Here is a 15,688-nt window from a genome sequence, read left to right as displayed (position 1 = left end):
AGGCACGCAGGCCCGTGACTGCACTGGACGCGACCGGCGCCCACGGTCCTGCGGTTCCCGCCCGGGCAGGCCGCCAGCAGTGCAGACCTCACTCATCGCCATCGATCCGGTGCAGCGCGCGTTCGCGCTCCTGCTCTTCGGCGCTGGCCACGCAGGGGCCATGGATGTCACCGGGCCTTACCAACCACCAACGCCGGCGGTTGGCGACCCCGGCCAGCTCGGCGCTGGTGCGGTCCACACAGGCCAGCAGTGCGTCTTCCTGCACCAGCAACCAACGCTGCTGCGGACGTGCCGCCTGCCAGGCGACGCCATCGCCCAGCTGCCGGTCCCAGCGTCGGTTGAAACCGAAGGTGGCGGCGTCCCGGTCGGCCATCAGCAGATTCTGCTCTTTCCAGGCGACCAGGCCCAGTTCGGCGTCTGGACCGATGCGCTGGCCGACCTGCTGCATCAGGCCGCGGGCGGAACTGGAGTCGTTGAACAGCGGGTAGCCGATCAGCCCGAATGCGACCCAGGCCATGGTCAGCGTCGCCACCACGGCCAGGTGGAAGCGGCGCACGCCGGCGATGCACAGGGTGAGCACGGCCCAGCAGCCGAGTGCGACCGCGACCCAGCCCAGGCCGGAGGTCACCGCGGTATCGATGCCACGGTCGAGGATCAGTTTGCGTTCGAAGCCCGGCTGCCCGACCAGCATCGACATGCCGATGCCGAGCAGGCCGGCCGCCAGCAGGGCCACGAAGCCGCCCAGCAGCCACTGGAACGCACGCTTGCGCAACAGCCCCGGCAGCAGCGGTGCCAGCGCCAGGCAGAACATCGGCAGCGCCGGCAGGATGTAGACGTCGCGCTTGCCGTTGGGGATCGAGAAGAACAGCACGATCAACAGCCACCACACCAGCGGCAGCAGGTAGCGCGCATCGCGCCGCTGCAGGCGCCGGCGCCAGGCCGGGATCGCCCACGGAATCGCCAGGAAGGCGGGGATCCACATCGAGGGCATCGTGCCCAGGAAGTACCACCACGGCTGGTGATGATCCCAGGACTGGGCATAGCGCTTGGCGGTCTGCCGGAACAGGATGTCGTCCAGGTAGGCCCGGTACTCGGCCGAGCCGCTGCCCAGCGCGGTCACCACCATCGGCACCAGCCACAGCGCGATGGCCAGCACGAACACCAGCGGGCCGAGCCAGAAACGCCCGTCGCGGCAGTGCAGCTTGACCCGCGGCCAGCCGAGTACGGAGGCCACCGCCGCCGGAAGGATCATCAGCAGTGCGATCACGCCCACGCCCTTGGTGATCACCCCGAGCCCGGCGGCGAACCAGCCCAGCCACCACCAGCGCCATGCGGGGCCACTGAGCAGATGGCGCAGCAGGCCGTAGTTGGCCAAGGTGATGAAGAACACCACCAGCGGGTCGATCTGGGCCTTCTTGGACTGGAAGGTGAAGTGCAGCGCGAACAGCAGCGCCCAGGCGGCATACAGACCGACCCGCCGCGTCCACAGCCGGCGGCCAAGGTCGTAGACACAGGCCAGGGTACCCAGCGCGGCCAGCAGCGAGGGCAGCAGGAACGCCACGCGCCAATCACCGATCAGCGAATACAGCGCAGCCTGCGACCACATCAGCATCGGGGGCTTGTCCGAATACAACTCGGTGCCCCGGTGCGGGAACAGCCAGTCGCCGCTGTCCACCATCTGCTTGGCGACCAGCGCAAAGCGGGGTTCATCGGACGGCCAGGGATCACGCATGCCCAGGCCAGCCCCCAGAACGAGCAGGGCCATCAGGGCAAGCAGCCAGAACTCTCGGGATGCGCGGTGGTTAAGCATGGGGCGGGATTCTAGCCGGGTTCGGTTCAACCCTTCTTTAGCAGACGCGCATAGAAGAAGCCGTCAGCACCGTCCTCACCCGGCAGGCGCTGGCGCCCGGCCCAGGAATCGTGGCCATACGCCTCACCCAGCGGCAGGAAGCCCGCGCCACGCGTGCGCTGCAGGAACGCTTCGACCTGGAACTGATTTTCATCGCGCAGGATCGAGCATGTCGCATACAGCAGGGTTCCGCCGGGAGCGAGCATCGTCCAGCACGCATCCAGCAGGCGTGCCTGCAGCGCGATCAGGGCGTCGATGTCGGTCGGCCGGCGGTGCACCAGCACGTCCGGCTGCCGGCGGATGATGCCGGTGGCCGAACACGGGGCGTCGAGCAGGATGGTGTCGAACAACTGCCCATCCCACCAGCTGGCCGGATCGGTCGCGTCACCGGCCAGCACCTTCGCGTTCTGGCCCACGCCGGTGCGTGCGAACGTTTCGCTGATGCGCTTGAGCCGGCGGGCATCGATGTCCAACGCCAGCAGGTGCAGGGTCGGATCGCGCTCGAGCAGGTGCGCGGACTTGCCGCCCGGTGCGGCGCAGGCATCGAGTACGCGCGCGCCCGGGCGCGGCGCCAGCGCATCGGCCACCTGCTGGGCAGACAGATCCTGCACCGACAGCGCGCCCTCGGCGAAGCCGGGCAGCGCAGTGACTGCGACCGGCACCGGCAGGCGGATCGCATCGGCACCGATGCTGGAGGCTTCGGCAGCGATGCCGGCGGCTTCCATCTGCTGCAGCATCGCCTCGCGGCTGCCGTGCTGGCGGTTGACCCGCAGCCACAACGGCGCGGCCTGCAGGCTGGCGCTGAACACCGCCTCGGCCTCATCCGGCAAATCCTGTTCGATCTTTTCGGCCATCCACAGCGGGAAGGCATCGCGCGCCGGCAACGGCGGAATGCCTTCGCGCTGGGCACGGCGCAGCAGCGCATTGACCATGCCGGCCTGACGGTCACGGCCCATCGCGCGGGCGGCGTCCACCGTGGCCGAGAGCGCGGCGTGGGCGGGCAGCTCCAGCGCGTCGAGCTGGGCGAAGCCGACCAGCAGCAGCGCACGCAGCTCGTCCTCGCGCACGCTCAGCGGGCGCGGCATCCACTGCGCCAGCGCGGCATCGTAGGCGGCACGGCGGCGCAGCACGGCAAAGCACAGCGCCTCGAGCAGCGCGCGGTCGCGGCTGTCGTCCAGGGTCGGCAGGGCGGTGGCCAGTTCGGCCTTCAGCGAGCGGCCACGGCCGATCACCTGGGCCAGGACGCGCGCGGCCAGCACGCGCGTGGGGACGCCGGGGGCGGTGTGGGCGGTGTAGGGGCCTGCAGGCTTGCCGGAACGCGCGTTGGTCATCTCAGGCACCCACGCCGAGGTCGCGGCGGGCGTTGAGGTAATCGGCGGCGGTGATCGCCTTGCCGCCTTCACGCTGCAGCACGCGCAGGCGCAGCGCACCCTGGCCGCAGGCGATGTCGATGCCCTCGCGCGAGGCGGCCAGCAACGTACCCGGGGCCTTGCCCTGGTTGTCATCCAGCGCGATCGCACCATGGATGCGCACACGCTCGCCGGCAAGCATCGCCTCGGCGATCGGCCACGGGTTGAACGCGCGTACGGTACGGGCCAGCGCGTGGGCATCCTGCGCCCAGTCCAGACGGGCCTCGGCCTTGTCCAGCTTGTGCGCGTAGGTCACGCCCGCCTCGGGCTGCGGCTGGGCGATCGGCTTGATGCCCGCGCGCAGCAGGCCCAGGCCGTCGGAGAGCACCTGCGCGCCCAGCTCGGCCAGGCGGTCGTGCAACTGGCCGCCGGTATCGTTGGCACCTATCGCGATGTGCTGCTTGAGCAGCACCGGGCCGGTATCCAGTCCCGCCTCCATCTGCATCAGGCACACGCCGGTCTCGGCGTCGCCCGCCTGGATCGCACGCTGGATCGGCGCGGCACCGCGCCAGCGCGGCAGCAGCGAGGCGTGCACGTTCCAGCACCCGTGGGTCGGGATGGTCAGCACCGCCTTGGGCAGGATCAGCCCGTAGGCCACCACGACCATCAGGTCCGGCGCCAGATCGCGCAGCTGCTGCTCCGCTTCGGGGGTCTTCAGGCTTTCCGGCTGGAACACCGGGATGCCGCGCGCGATCGCTTCGAGCTTGACCGGCGACGGTGCCAGGCCACGGCCACGGCCGGCCGGGCGATCGGGCTGCGTGTACACCGCGACCACTTCATGGTGGCGGGCGGCGGCACGCAGCGAGGACACGGCGAACTCCGGCGTACCGGCAAAGACAATCTTCATGGCGACCCCACTAACAGAAAGTAAAACGGCGCCGGTGTCCGGCGCCGCGCAACAGGACCCGTCGCGCGGTCAGCCCGCGCGGCGGTCTCTGCCCTCACCTCAGGCAACGTGCTTGCGCTGCTTGGCCAGCTTCTTGCGCACCATCTCGCGCTTGAGCGGGGAGAGGTAATCAATGAACAGCTTGCCGTCCAGGTGGTCCATCTCGTGCTGCACGCACACGGCAAGCACGCCGTCGGTGGTCAGTTCCTGGGCCACGCCATGGCGGTCCAGGTAACGCACGGTGATCTGGTTGGCGCGGGTGACGTCGGCAAAGATGCCCGGCACCGACAGGCAGCCTTCCTGATAGACCTGGCCGCCTTCGTTGGCGACGATTTCAGGATTGATGAACACCATCGGGGTGTCCTTCTCCTCACTGACATCGATCACCATGAAGCGCTTGTGCACGTCCACCTGGCTGGCGGCCAGGCCGATGCCCGGGGCGTCGTACATGGTCTGGAACATGTCGTCGATCAGGGTCTGGAACGCCGGCGTGGTCACGTCGGCGGCATCGATCAACGCAGCCTTGGTACGCAGGCGCGGATCGGGAAATTCGAGAATGGGCAGGAGGGCCATGGCAAATACCGGTAGGGGGCGCCGGTCGAAGCGGCGTACAGGGCGATTCTATCGCCAACGCTTGCCCCGCGCCCCGGTTTCTGGACTATAGTGCGCGAACCTGTTGGGGAATCAGGCACCACATCTATGTTTGAACGAACTCGTACGGTCGTCGCCGTGGCGATGCTGACCGTTGCTACCTATGCTACCGCCGTGGAAATGAATGGCGGGCACCCGGATACCTATGTCGTGCGCAAAGGGGACACGCTGTGGGATATCTCGGCGCGCTTCCTGCAGAAGCCCTGGCTGTGGCCGGAGATCTGGCAGGCCAACCCACAGGTCAGCAATCCACACCTGATCTACCCGGGTGACGTGCTCAGCCTGGCCTATCTGGACCGCGTCGTGGCCCAGCCTGGCCCGCGCCAGGAGGCCCCGATCAACGGCGTTCCACTGGAGCAGGTCGAGCCGTTCCTGAAGCAGCTGAGCGTGGTCGACGAGGTCAAGTCGCTCCCGTATGTGGTCAACCTGGAAGACAACCGCCTGCGTGCCACCACCGGGCAGACCGCCTATGTGCGGGGCCTGGAGAACGCCCAGGTCGGCCAGCGCTACGCGGTGGTCCGCCCGACCGTGCAGTACGCCCTGCCCAAGCCGACCGAAGACCTGAACGCCCGCGGCGACACCACGCCCGGCAGCGGCAATGTCTGGAAAGCCTTCATCGTGCCCAGCAAGCGCCACCAGGCGCTGGGCTACGAACTGGCCCAGATCAACGTCGGCACGGTGAGCCGCGTGCAGAGCGGCGATGTCGAGGTGACCTCGCTGGTGCTGCAGGGCCAGGTCGACGGCCGCGAAGTGCGCGCCGGTGATCGCCTGGTGCCGGTCGAAGCCCGCCCGTACGATCTGCAGTTCGTGCCGCACGTGCCCGCCCCGCAGACCGCTGATCTGGACGTGCGCGTCCTGGCGGTGGCCGACACCTTCACCTCGGGCGGTCCGCGCGATGTGATCGCGATCTCCGCCGGCAGCGCCAACGGGGTCGACAACGGCACCGTGTTCTCGCTGTGGCGCCAGGGCCGCCACGTCGCCCACCGGATGGACTACCCGAACTCGTCGCGGATGGACGATTCGCTGACCAGCGGTGCCGGCCGGGTCACCCTGCCGGACGAGTACGCCGCGCACGCGATGGTGTTCCGCACCTTCGAGAACGTCAGCTACGCGCTGGTGATGGAAGGCGTGAAGCCGGTCCACGTCGGCTATTCGGCACTGCATCCCGATAAGCAGTAAGCGCGGCGGAATCCTACCCTGCCCTCCGACGGCGCCCTAGGGCGCCGTCGTCGTTTGCGCCTCAGGGTAAGCGGATGCCCATCTGCTGCCCTGCCTCCTCCACCGCCCTGCTCACCGTCGTCCTCGCCGGAGGCGCCCTGCCGCCCCGCCTGCGCCTGCTGCGCCAGTTCCGGGATGCGGCCGCGGCGCTGCGCGCCGGTCCGGGCGCCTGGCGCGCCGCCGGATGCAGCCCCGCGCAACGCGCCCGCCTGGCCTTGCCGGACGAAGGCTACCTGGCCCACGGCCTGGCCTGGCTGGCAGACGAACGCCACCACCTGCTGGCCCTCACCGATCCGGATTACCCGGCGCTGCTGGCCCAGATCGAGGAACCGCCCGTGGCGTTGTTCGTGGACGGAGACCCGACGCGCCTGTGGCATCCGGCGGTGGCGGTGGTCGGCAGCCGCTCGCCCTCCCCCGGCGGCCGCGAGCACGCGCACGCCTTCGCCACCGCACTGGCCGGCGATGGCTGGTCGATCATCAGCGGCCTGGCGACCGGGGTCGATGCCCAGGCCCATGAGGGCGCCCTGCAGGTCGCCGCGGGCATGACCGTGGCCGTGGTGGCCACCGGTCTGGACCAGACCTACCCGCCCCGGCATGCCGCCCTGCATGAACGGATTGCCGCCACCGGCGCGGTGGTCAGCGAATACGCGCCCGGGATGCCGGCGAGCCAGGCGCATTTCCCCGCACGCAACCGCATCATCGCCGGCCTCAGCCTGGGCACCCTGGTCATCGAGGCCGCCCAGCGCTCGGGGGCCCTGATCACGGCCCGCTGCGCCGCCGAGGCGGGCCGCGAAGTGTTCGCCCTGCCCGGCTCGATCCGCAACCCACGGGCCCGCGGCTGCCACCGGCTGATCCGGCAGGGTGCGGCGCTGGTCGAGGAGCCGGCGGAGGTGACCGCCGGCCTGACCGCCCTGGCCCAGACCCTGGCCGGGGCCTTGCGAACCCGATTGGACGCCCCCACTGAACAGGCACGACCGGCGCCCGAGCGCGCCCCTTCCTACACCGACCCGGACTACCAGTGCTTGTGGAAAGCCCTGGATCACGACCCAACGGGTATGGATTCACTGATCCAGCGCAGCGGATTGACGGCGGCCCAGCTGTCGGCCATGCTGCTGGTCATGGAACTGGATGGAAAGGTAATGGCCGCCCATGGTCGCTACTGTCGAAAACCCTAGTTTCTTCACCTCCACAGCGTCGTTGACGCAGGCCGAGGGGCAATGAAAGAGAGCATTCTGGATGTCCTGCTGTACCTGTTCGAACACTATTTCAGCGAAGACGCGGACCTCATCCGCGACCGCGACTCCCTCCAGAACGGCCTGATCCAGGCCGGCTTCAGCCCCACCGAGATCAACAAAGCCTTCGATTGGCTGGACGCGCTCGCCGAGCAGCGCCCGGCCGTCGTGCTGGGCCGTGTCAACGGCCCGGTGCGGATCTTCCATGGCCCCGAGCTGGACAAGCTGGACGTGGAAAGCCGCGGTTTCCTGATGTTCCTGGAGCAGCACGGGATTCTCGACGCCAGCCAGCGCGAGCTGGTATTGGACCGTGCGATGGCGCTGGACCAGGACGAACTGGACCTGGACGACCTCAAGTGGGTCGTGCTGATGGTGCTGTTCAACCAGCCCGGGGCAGAGGCTGCCTACGCCTGGATGGAAACCCAGATGTTCGTGGACGAGCCGGAACCGCTTCACTGACCTTACACTGAGCGCCTTGCGCATTCAGGAGCGGGCCGGTGGACCAGTGGTTCTTTGCAGAAGGAAACAGTCAGCAGCGCGGTCCGCTGCCTGCTGACGAGCTGATCGCGCTCTACCGTTCCAGCCGCATCGGGCGCGATACGCTGGTCTGGCGCGACGGCATGGCCCAGTGGCAGCCGCTGGAAACCGTGGCCGCCGAGATCGGGCTGGACCTCGCGCCGGCGGCCGAAACGCTGGCAGCGCCAGCGCCCGCACCCGGCCCGGCAGTGCCGCCGTCACTGCCGGCCGCGGCGGTCGCCCCCAGCGCGCCCGGCGCACCCGTGCACCCCGCCACCCCGACCCCCATCACAGTTCCGCCGCCCCGCAAGGGACTGAGCGGATGCGCGATCGTGGGCATTGTCGCGGCCGTGATCGTGGTGCTGGTGCTGATCGTCGGTGCAGTGCTTGCCGCGATCGCCCTGCCTGTCTACCAGGAGTACGTCGCGCGATCCAAGGCCAGCGACGCACTGGCGACGCTGGCCCCGATCAAGGTCGCGGTCGCCGGGTTCCACAGCGAGCACGGCCGCTGCCCGGTCAACGACGACGAAGGTTTCCAGCCGGCCGAAGGCTATGCCGACGGTGCGATCAGCACCGTGCGGATCGGCCGTTTCAACAACGGCCACTGCGGCGTGGAAGCCCAGCTCACCGTGCCCGGCAACGCCGCGCTGGATGGGAAGCTGCTGTGGTTGGACTACAACGGCGCCGATCATTGGGAATGCAGCGGCGAGCCCGATGACAAGTACCTGCCGCAGGAATGCCGCGGCTGATAACGGACACACGTCCATGGATGCACCCAACAGGGGATTGAAGCAATGACTGAGTGGTATTTCGCCGATGGCCAGGACCGACAGGGTCCGTTGAGCGCAGACGACATGCGCCAGCGCTTCCAGCGCGGTGACATCACCCTGGCCACGCTGGTGTGGCGGGAAGGGTTCGCGCAGTGGGCGCCCCTGTCCGAGGCCGTCGATGAGCTGCAGCTGCAGAACCTGGCCTCTGCGGCCAGCAACCTCGGCAGCGGCATCGACCTGCGCGGGGATTACACCGCCATCGACAACGGCACCGCCCCGCTGCCCGGCACCGGCGGCGGCACGTACTCGCCGTACACCGCGCCGGCCGCGGCCACCGGCTACGCCAACGCCGCGGTGGTCAACGGCCAGGACGTGGTCTATGCCGGGTTCTGGAAACGCTACGCCGCCTACTTCATCGATTACATCCTGCTCACCGTGGTCACCCTGCCGCTGAGCATGATCATCAACCTGACGGGTGCCGGCTCGGGCAACGAAAGCGTGCAGGTCGCGCTGACCCTGGTGGTGATGCTGCTCAGCATGGTCATCAGCATCGGCTACTACGCCGGCTTCCACGCCTCGCGCGGCGGCGCCACGCTGGGCAAGATGGCCGTCGGCATCAAGGTCGTGCGCGGCAACGGCGAGCGGATCAGCTTCCTGCGCGCGTTCTGCCGCTACCTGGCGACCATCGTCAGCAGCCTGATCCTGATGATCGGTTTCATCATGGCGGCCTTCACCGAGCGCAAGCAGGCCCTGCACGACATGATGTGCGACACCCTGGTGGTCGACAAGTGGGCCTTCACCGAGCATCCCGAGCTGCAGCAGCGCGGCCTGGGCACGGTCACCATCGTGATCCTGGTGCTCGCCGCACTGGCCATGGTGGCCCTGTTCGGCGTGATGATCGCCATGATCGGCGTGATCGCATCGATGTCCTGATCCGGGCAATCCTCACACCGGGCCGCTTGACATGAGCCGGCCCGGCGTGATTCCACTAATAGGCAGAAAGCTGAACGCCCGGCCCACCCCCGGGCGTTCGGTTTATGTATATCGCCCGCGCCGCTTCACTAATGCGGCCATTTGCTCCACCCTAGCGGCCCTCCCCGGGGCCCTGCCCATAGAATCCTGACGCCATGCCCAAGCACCTGCTCATCGTCGAATCGCCCGCCAAGGCCAAGACGATCAACAAATACCTCGGCAAGGACTTCACCGTCCTGGCCTCGTATGGGCATGTGCGCGACCTGGTGCCCAAGGAAGGTGCGGTCGACCCCGACAACAACTTCGCGATGCGCTACGACCTCATCGAGAAGAACGAAAAGCACGTCGATGCCATCGTCAAGGCCGCCAAGGGCGCCGACGACATCTTCCTGGCGACCGATCCGGATCGCGAGGGGGAAGCGATCAGCTGGCACATCGCTGAAATCCTGCGCGAGCGCGGCCTGGTCAAGGACAAGCCGATGCAGCGCGTGGTCTTCACCGAGATCACCCCGCGCGCCATCAAGGAAGCGATGGGCCACCCGCGCGAGATCGCCGGCGACCTGGTCGATGCGCAGCAGGCACGCCGCGCGCTGGACTATCTGGTCGGTTTCAACCTGTCCCCGGTGCTGTGGCGCAAGGTGCAGCGCGGCCTGTCCGCCGGCCGTGTGCAGAGCCCGGCACTGCGCATGATCGTCGAGCGCGAAGAAGAGATCGAAGCCTTCATCGCCCGCGAGTACTGGAGCATCGACGCGCTGTGCGCGCATCCCTCCCAGCACTTCAATGCGCGCCTGATCAAGCTGGACGGCCAGAAGTTCGAACAGTTCACCGTGACCGACGGCGACACCGCCGAGGCCGCGCGCATGCGCATCCAGCAGGCCGCCCAGGGCGCCCTGCACGTCACCGACGTGGTCAGCAAGGAGCGCAAGCGCCGCCCGGCCCCGCCGTTCACCACCTCCACCCTGCAGCAGGAAGCCTCGCGCAAGCTCGGCTTCACCACGCGCAAGACCATGCAGGTCGCGCAGAAGCTGTATGAAGGCGTGGCGATCGGTGAGGAAGAAGGCACGGTCGGCCTGATCTCGTACATGCGTACCGACTCGGTGAACCTCTCCCAGGATGCGCTGGCCGAGATCCGCGACGTGATCGCGCGCGACTTCGGCATCGCCTCGCTGCCGGACCAGCCCAACACCTACCAGACCAAATCCAAGAACGCCCAGGAAGCGCACGAAGCCGTGCGTCCGACCTCGGCGCTGCGCACCCCTGCCCAGGTGGCGCGCTTCCTCACCGACGACGAGCGCAAGCTGTACGAGCTGATCTGGAAGCGCGCCGTCGCCTGCCAGATGATCCCGGCCACGCTCAATACCGTCAGCGTGGACCTGTCGGCCGGCAGCGAGCACGTGTTCCGCGCCAGTGGCACCACCGTGGTCGTGCCCGGCTTCCTGGCCGTGTACGAGGAAGGCAAGGACAACAAGAGTGCCGAGGACGACGATGAAGGCCGCAAGCTGCCGGCGATGAAGCCCGGCGACCGCGTGCCGCTCGAGCGCATCCTGGCCGAACAGCACTTCACCCAGCCGCCGCCGCGCTTCACCGAAGCGGCGCTGGTCAAGGCGCTCGAAGAATATGGCATCGGCCGCCCCTCGACCTACGCCTCGATCATCCAGACCCTGCTGTTCCGCAAGTACGTGGAGATGGAAGGCCGCAGCTTCCGCCCGTCCGACGTGGGCCGCGCGGTCTCCAAGTTCCTGTCCAGCCATTTCACCCAGTACGTGGATTACGACTTCACCGCCAAGCTCGAAGATGAGCTCGATGCGGTGTCGCGTGGCGAGGAAGACTGGATCCCGCTGATGGCGCGCTTCTGGGAACCGTTCCACAAGCTGGTCGGCGAGAAGAACGAATCGGTCGACCGCGCCGAGGCCAGTGGCGCGCGCGAGCTCGGCACCGACCCCAAGACCGGCAAGCCGGTCAGCGTGCGCCTGGGCCGCTTCGGGCCCTACGCGGCGATCGGCAGCACCGCCGAAGATGCCGAGGACAAGCCCAAGTTCGCCTCGCTGCGCCCCGGCCAGTCGATGCACACCATCTCCCTGGAAGACGCGCTGGAGCTGTTCCTGATGCCGCGTGCGCTCGGCCAGGACAAGGATGAGGACGTCAGCGTCGGCATCGGTCGCTTCGGTCCGTTTGCCAAGCGCGGCAGCACCTATGCCTCGCTGAAGAAGGAAGACGACCCGTACACGATCGACCTGGCCCGCGCCGTGTTCCTGATCGAAGAGAAGGAAGAGATCGCGCGCAACCGGATCATCAAGGAATTCGAGGGCAGCGAGATCCAGGTGCTGAACGGTCGCTTCGGCCCGTACATCAGCGACGGCAAGATGAACGGCAAGATCCCGAAGGATCGCGAGCCGGCCTCGCTGACCCTGGCCGAGGTGCAGAAGCTGATGGAAGAAACCGGCAAGCCGGTGCGCAAGGGCTTCGGCAAGAAGGCCGCCAAGAAGGTCGTGGCCAAGAAGGCACCGGCCAAGAAAGCCGCTGCCGGTGAAGCGACCAAGAAGACCGCCACCAAGAAGGCGGTGAAGAAGGTCGCCAAGAAAGCCACGGCGAAGAAGGCGACCAAGAAGGTGGCCAAGAAAGCGGTGAAGAAGGCCGTCAAAAAGGCCTCCTGACCCCCTCGGGCAGGTCACGTCACGTGAACCTGCCTGCGGCCGGGTTGACCCCTCCCGCCACGGCGGGAGGATAATGCGGGCCATGCATCCGGCCCCCCTGCCATGAACGAACTCACTGTGGACACTGCCCTGCCCGTGCTGCGCGCTGGCGGGGTGATCGCCTATCCCACCGAAGCGGTCTGGGGCCTGGGCTGCGACCCCGCGCATGAGGCGGCCGTGATGAACCTGCTGCAGCTCAAGCAGCGGCCGGTCGAAAAAGGCATGATCCTCGTCGCCGCCGATCCGGCCCAGCTGGAAGGGTGGGTGCGGATGGAGGTCCTGCCCTTGGACCGCCAAAGCGCAGTGCTGGCCAGCTGGCCCGGTGCCAATACCTGGATCCTGCCCGCCGGCGTTCGCGCGCCGCGCTGGATCACCGGCGAACATAGCGGCATCGCCGTACGGATCAGCGCCCACCCGCTGGTCGCCGCGCTCTGCCGTGCCTGGGGCGGGCCACTGGTCTCCACCAGTGCCAACCTTGCCGGCGAGCCGCCGGCACGCACGCGTGCCGAGCTGGACCCGCGCCTGCTGGCCCTGCTCGATGGCCTGATCGATGGCCAGACCGGTGGCCTGGCACAGCCCACGCCGATCCGCGATGCGCTCAGCGGCCAGGTGTTGCGCAGCTGAGCCGCCTTTTGCGCGCAGGCAGGCAAACCCGCACACTGGCTGCATGACCCTGCGCCCTGCCCTGTGGTTGGCCCTGCTCGCACTGGTGGGCCCTGTGCTGCCCGCTGCGGCGCAGAACGACAACGTACGCATCTATCGCTGCGTCGGCAGCAACGGCGCCGTCTCGCTGCAGGATGCCCCGTGCCGCGAGGGCCGACAGCAGGTCCGCGACCTGCAGCGCCCACGCGACCCGGCCCCGCAGGTCGTTCGCAGCGACCGCGCGCCCGAGCCGACGCCTGCACCGCGCGCGCCGGACCGCGAGGTGCGTTACGTGCACGTGCAGCCGCCGCAGCCGATGTACGAATGCACCACCAGCGAGGGCGACAGCTACGTCAGCGACAGCAATGAAGGCAATCCGCGCTGGGTGCCGATCTGGACCGAGGCCTATCTGCCGTATCCGCCTGGCCCGCGGCCGCCCTCGGGCAGCCATCCACCCTCACGGCCGTTGCCACCGATCATGCCGATGGGCAGCGGCCCGGTGCGCAGCAGTGCAGGCTCGCTCTCCGTCAGTGGCGGCGGCTCACGGGTCGGCGGCAGCATCAACATCGGCGGTGGCAGCTCGCAGTGGGAAGGCGGTGGCTATCCGTACCCGGGCGTGGGGAACAGCGTGGTGGTACCGGCCGGCAACGTGCTGGTGCGCGATGAATGTCATGCCCTGCCCGCGCAGGAGGTCTGCTCGCGGTTGAAAGACCGGCGCTGGGACCTGATCCGCCGCTACAACAGTGCGCTGCAGAGCGAGCGCGACGCGCTGACCCGCGAGCAGCGCGGGATCGATGCACGTCTGGACCAGGACTGCGGCGGCCACTGAGCGCGCTGCGCTCTACACTGATGCGATGAAACGACGGTTCCTGCTGCCCCTGCTGTTCGTGTCCTTGCCCGCTGCGGCAGACGAGGCGGTGTTCTTCCGCTGCACCGATGCAGGCGGCAACCTCACCATCCAGAGCGTGGCCTGTCCCGCCGGCAGCGAACAGCGCATCCAGCGGATCAGCGCACCGGTGCGTGGCGCCGCCGTGGCCGAGGCAGCGCCGTCCGTGCCCACCACCGCGCACACCATGCCACCGCTGCCGCAGGCGGGCGATGAGGACAGCGGCCTGCTCGACAGTGCAGCCCTGCGCCCGCAACCGCCAGCGACCGAGCACGACCCTGCAGGGCCGTCCAAGCCGCCGCTGCCGGACATCTACCAGTGCGTCTCCGCAGAAGGTGTTCGTTACCTGCATGAGCGCGAACCGGCCCCGTCACGGTGCGAATCGCTGGCCCTGACCGGGCTGGGTGGCAGCCAGGCACCAGGCAACGCGGCCAGCTGCGAAGTGGTCCGCGATGCCTGCGAGCCGGTGGCCGAGGTGCAGCGCTGTAGCAGATGGCAGCAGCGCTTCCGCGACGCGCGCGGCCGCGAGCGCTTTGCTGCGCCGGAGAATCAGGCCGCTGCAACTGCCGAGCGCGCGCGCCTGGAAGCGGTGCTGGCCGACAGCGATTGCCCGGTCCCGTGACCCGGTTTGCCCGCGTCGTGACTGGATTGACCGTGCGCCATGAGCGCGTGCTGCCGCGCACCCTGTGAGCTGCCACGCACCCTGTGATCGGTAGTGCCGGCCGCTGGCGGGCTCAGAACCCGTAACGCAGGAACCCGCCATCCACCGCGATGCACTCACCGGTGACGTAGCTGGAGGCCGGCAGGCACAGGAAGCCGACGGCGGCAGCGACTTCTTCGGGCTCGCCGATGCGCCGCATCGGGGTGCGGTCGATCACCTGCTCGTAGTAATCCGGATCCGACAACGGCCCTGAGGTCCGCCGGGTGCGGATGTACCACGGCGCCACCGCGTTGACGCGGATGCCGTCCTCGGCCCACTCCACGGCCAGGTTGCGGGTCATCTGGTGCATGGCGGCCTTGGTCATGCCATACACCGCGCCGCTGCGTACGTGGGTCAGGCCGGAGACGCTGCCGACGTTGACGATGGCCGAAGCCGCATGCCGCGCCAGCAGCGGGTGCGCGTAGCGCGACAGCTCGAAGGCCGAGAACAGGTTGGTCTCGAAGATCCCGCGCCATTCGTCCTCGGTGTATTCGGTGGCCGGCTTGCTGATGTTGCCGCCGGCATTGTTGACCAGGATGTGCAGCCCATCGCTGTGGTCTTCCACCCAGTCCAGGATCTCGCGGCGATCTTCATCATCGGAGACGTCGGCGGCCAGGCCGTGGATCTCACGGTCCGGGAAGGAATCGGCGAGCTCGTCGCGCGCCATCTCCAGCGCATCGGCATCACGGCCCACGATCAGCAGGTCCGCACCGAAGCCCAACAGTTCGCGCGCGATCGCCAAGCCGATGCCGGCGCTGGCGCCGGTGATCAATGCGGTCTGTCCATCCAGTCGCCAACGTTGCGCGCTCACGTGCCTCTCCTGCGGTAATCCATGGAATGCGGCACCGGTCGTGCTGCGCGGATAGGATAACGCGCGATGGCCGGCACGCCGGGCGCCATCACGCGCGGGGCGCGAAGCGGTGGGACACTGGTCCTCTGCCACCGGCTCACCGAGGGAGGTTGCCATGACGATCCGTACTGCCCTGCCGCTGCTCGCGATGCTCGCGCTGAGCGCCTGCAACCGGCCGGTGCCCCCGGCACCGGACACGCCGCCGGAACCGCAGGCGACCGCACTGCGCGATGCGATCCACGATCCGATCGACCGCGCCAAGGGCGTGGGTGATACGTTGCAGAAGACCGCCGACGCTCAAGCCGCCGAGGTGGACCGCGCTACCGGCGATGCGCCACCGCCCAGCCCCTGACCCCATCGGCCGGATGGCAGAACGCCCGGCACAGGCCGGGCGTTCGGGTGTCACACAGCACC

At 68.5% G+C, this 15,688-nt stretch carries 15 protein-coding genes; 10 read left to right on the top strand and 5 right to left on the bottom strand.

Annotated features, from left to right (window positions below):
- Positions 1-88: 88 nt before the first annotated feature.
- The 4 genes from ORK51_RS01805 to def form a co-directional block, all read right to left on the bottom strand.
- On the bottom strand, positions 89-1,810 hold the full coding sequence (locus ORK51_RS01805; protein WP_266083684.1) for an ArnT family glycosyltransferase: 1,722 nt from the start codon (positions 1,808-1,810) through the stop codon (positions 89-91).
- Positions 1,811-1,836: 26 nt separating this feature from the next.
- On the bottom strand, positions 1,837-3,180 hold the full coding sequence (rsmB, locus tag ORK51_RS01800) for a 16S rRNA (cytosine(967)-C(5))-methyltransferase RsmB (RefSeq protein ID WP_266083682.1): 1,344 nt from the start codon (positions 3,178-3,180) through the stop codon (positions 1,837-1,839).
- A 1-nt stretch (position 3,181) separates the two neighbouring features.
- Positions 3,182-4,105 carry a methionyl-tRNA formyltransferase gene (gene fmt / locus ORK51_RS01795; protein ID WP_266083680.1) on the bottom strand — a complete coding sequence of 308 codons (924 nt, stop codon included), beginning with the start codon at positions 4,103-4,105 and terminating at the stop codon, positions 3,182-3,184.
- 99 nt (positions 4,106-4,204) lie between these two features.
- Complete coding sequence (gene def, locus ORK51_RS01790) at positions 4,205-4,717, bottom strand: peptide deformylase (protein ID WP_019183586.1); 513 nt, start codon at positions 4,715-4,717, stop codon at positions 4,205-4,207.
- A gap of 126 nt (positions 4,718-4,843) precedes the next feature.
- Here def and ORK51_RS01785 point away from each other — a divergent pair, with 126 nt between their 5' ends.
- The 9 genes from ORK51_RS01785 (at position 4,844) to ORK51_RS01745 (ending at position 14,346) form a co-directional block, all read left to right on the top strand.
- Positions 4,844-5,974 carry a LysM peptidoglycan-binding domain-containing protein gene (locus tag ORK51_RS01785; RefSeq protein ID WP_266083678.1) on the top strand — a complete coding sequence of 377 codons (1,131 nt, stop codon included), beginning with the start codon at positions 4,844-4,846 and terminating at the stop codon, positions 5,972-5,974.
- 74 nt (positions 5,975-6,048) lie between these two features.
- Positions 6,049-7,188, top strand: coding sequence for a DNA-processing protein DprA (dprA, locus tag ORK51_RS01780; RefSeq protein ID WP_266083676.1), 1,140 nt, complete (start codon positions 6,049-6,051; stop codon positions 7,186-7,188).
- Positions 7,189-7,230: 42 nt separating this feature from the next.
- Positions 7,231-7,704: a DUF494 family protein gene (locus ORK51_RS01775; RefSeq protein WP_019183583.1), complete on the top strand. Its 474-nt coding sequence runs from the start codon at positions 7,231-7,233 to the stop codon at positions 7,702-7,704.
- A 38-nt stretch (positions 7,705-7,742) separates the two neighbouring features.
- Entirely contained in the window at positions 7,743-8,510 is a 768-nt protein-coding gene (locus ORK51_RS01770; RefSeq protein ID WP_266083673.1) for a pilin, read from the top strand.
- A 45-nt stretch (positions 8,511-8,555) separates the two neighbouring features.
- Positions 8,556-9,464 carry an RDD family protein gene (locus tag ORK51_RS01765; RefSeq protein ID WP_070426041.1) on the top strand — a complete coding sequence of 303 codons (909 nt, stop codon included), beginning with the start codon at positions 8,556-8,558 and terminating at the stop codon, positions 9,462-9,464.
- Positions 9,465-9,658: 194 nt separating this feature from the next.
- Entirely contained in the window at positions 9,659-12,157 is a 2,499-nt protein-coding gene (locus ORK51_RS01760; RefSeq protein ID WP_046272835.1) for a DNA topoisomerase I, read from the top strand.
- Positions 12,158-12,259: 102 nt separating this feature from the next.
- Positions 12,260-12,820 carry an L-threonylcarbamoyladenylate synthase type 1 TsaC gene (tsaC, locus tag ORK51_RS01755; RefSeq protein ID WP_266083670.1) on the top strand — a complete coding sequence of 187 codons (561 nt, stop codon included), beginning with the start codon at positions 12,260-12,262 and terminating at the stop codon, positions 12,818-12,820.
- 43 nt (positions 12,821-12,863) lie between these two features.
- Entirely contained in the window at positions 12,864-13,667 is an 804-nt protein-coding gene (locus ORK51_RS01750) for a DUF4124 domain-containing protein (RefSeq protein ID WP_070426042.1), read from the top strand.
- A 25-nt stretch (positions 13,668-13,692) separates the two neighbouring features.
- Positions 13,693-14,346 (top strand): DUF4124 domain-containing protein, encoded by a 654-nt coding sequence (locus tag ORK51_RS01745; protein WP_266083667.1) that lies wholly within the window; start codon positions 13,693-13,695, stop codon positions 14,344-14,346.
- Between the two features lie 112 nt (positions 14,347-14,458).
- Here the strand turns inward: ORK51_RS01745 and ORK51_RS01740 are convergent, their stop codons facing one another.
- Positions 14,459-15,235, bottom strand: coding sequence for an SDR family oxidoreductase (locus ORK51_RS01740; protein WP_266083666.1), 777 nt, complete (start codon positions 15,233-15,235; stop codon positions 14,459-14,461).
- A gap of 154 nt (positions 15,236-15,389) precedes the next feature.
- On the opposite strand from ORK51_RS01740, the gene ORK51_RS01735 reads away from it, so the two are divergent.
- On the top strand, positions 15,390-15,626 hold the full coding sequence (locus ORK51_RS01735) for a hypothetical protein (protein WP_019183575.1): 237 nt from the start codon (positions 15,390-15,392) through the stop codon (positions 15,624-15,626).
- Positions 15,627-15,688 lie beyond the last annotated feature (62 nt).

Source organism: Stenotrophomonas sp. RIT-551 (assembly GCF_026241915.1).
Classification (GTDB): domain Bacteria; phylum Pseudomonadota; class Gammaproteobacteria; order Xanthomonadales; family Xanthomonadaceae; genus Stenotrophomonas; species Stenotrophomonas bentonitica_A.
This window is presented reverse-complemented; position numbering and strand designations above follow the sequence as displayed.

Excerpts from the sequence above, each read along its gene's own strand:
- ORK51_RS01805 (WP_266083684.1), bottom strand. The coding sequence starts at position 1,810 with ATGCTTAACCACCGCGCATCCCGAGAGTTCTGGCTGCTTGCCCTGATG.
- rsmB (WP_266083682.1), bottom strand. The coding sequence starts at position 3,180 with ATGACCAACGCGCGTTCCGGCAAGCCTGCAGGCCCCTACACCGCCCAC.
- fmt (WP_266083680.1), bottom strand. The coding sequence starts at position 4,105 with ATGAAGATTGTCTTTGCCGGTACGCCGGAGTTCGCCGTGTCCTCGCTG.
- def (WP_019183586.1), bottom strand. The coding sequence starts at position 4,717 with ATGGCCCTCCTGCCCATTCTCGAATTTCCCGATCCGCGCCTGCGTACC.
- ORK51_RS01785 (WP_266083678.1), top strand. The coding sequence starts at position 4,844 with ATGTTTGAACGAACTCGTACGGTCGTCGCCGTGGCGATGCTGACCGTT.
- dprA (WP_266083676.1), top strand. The coding sequence starts at position 6,049 with ATGCCCATCTGCTGCCCTGCCTCCTCCACCGCCCTGCTCACCGTCGTC.
- ORK51_RS01775 (WP_019183583.1), top strand. The coding sequence starts at position 7,231 with ATGAAAGAGAGCATTCTGGATGTCCTGCTGTACCTGTTCGAACACTAT.
- ORK51_RS01765 (WP_070426041.1), top strand. The coding sequence starts at position 8,556 with ATGACTGAGTGGTATTTCGCCGATGGCCAGGACCGACAGGGTCCGTTG.
- ORK51_RS01760 (WP_046272835.1), top strand. The coding sequence starts at position 9,659 with ATGCCCAAGCACCTGCTCATCGTCGAATCGCCCGCCAAGGCCAAGACG.
- tsaC (WP_266083670.1), top strand. The coding sequence starts at position 12,260 with ATGAACGAACTCACTGTGGACACTGCCCTGCCCGTGCTGCGCGCTGGC.
- ORK51_RS01750 (WP_070426042.1), top strand. The coding sequence starts at position 12,864 with ATGACCCTGCGCCCTGCCCTGTGGTTGGCCCTGCTCGCACTGGTGGGC.
- ORK51_RS01745 (WP_266083667.1), top strand. The coding sequence starts at position 13,693 with ATGAAACGACGGTTCCTGCTGCCCCTGCTGTTCGTGTCCTTGCCCGCT.
- ORK51_RS01735 (WP_019183575.1), top strand. The coding sequence starts at position 15,390 with ATGACGATCCGTACTGCCCTGCCGCTGCTCGCGATGCTCGCGCTGAGC.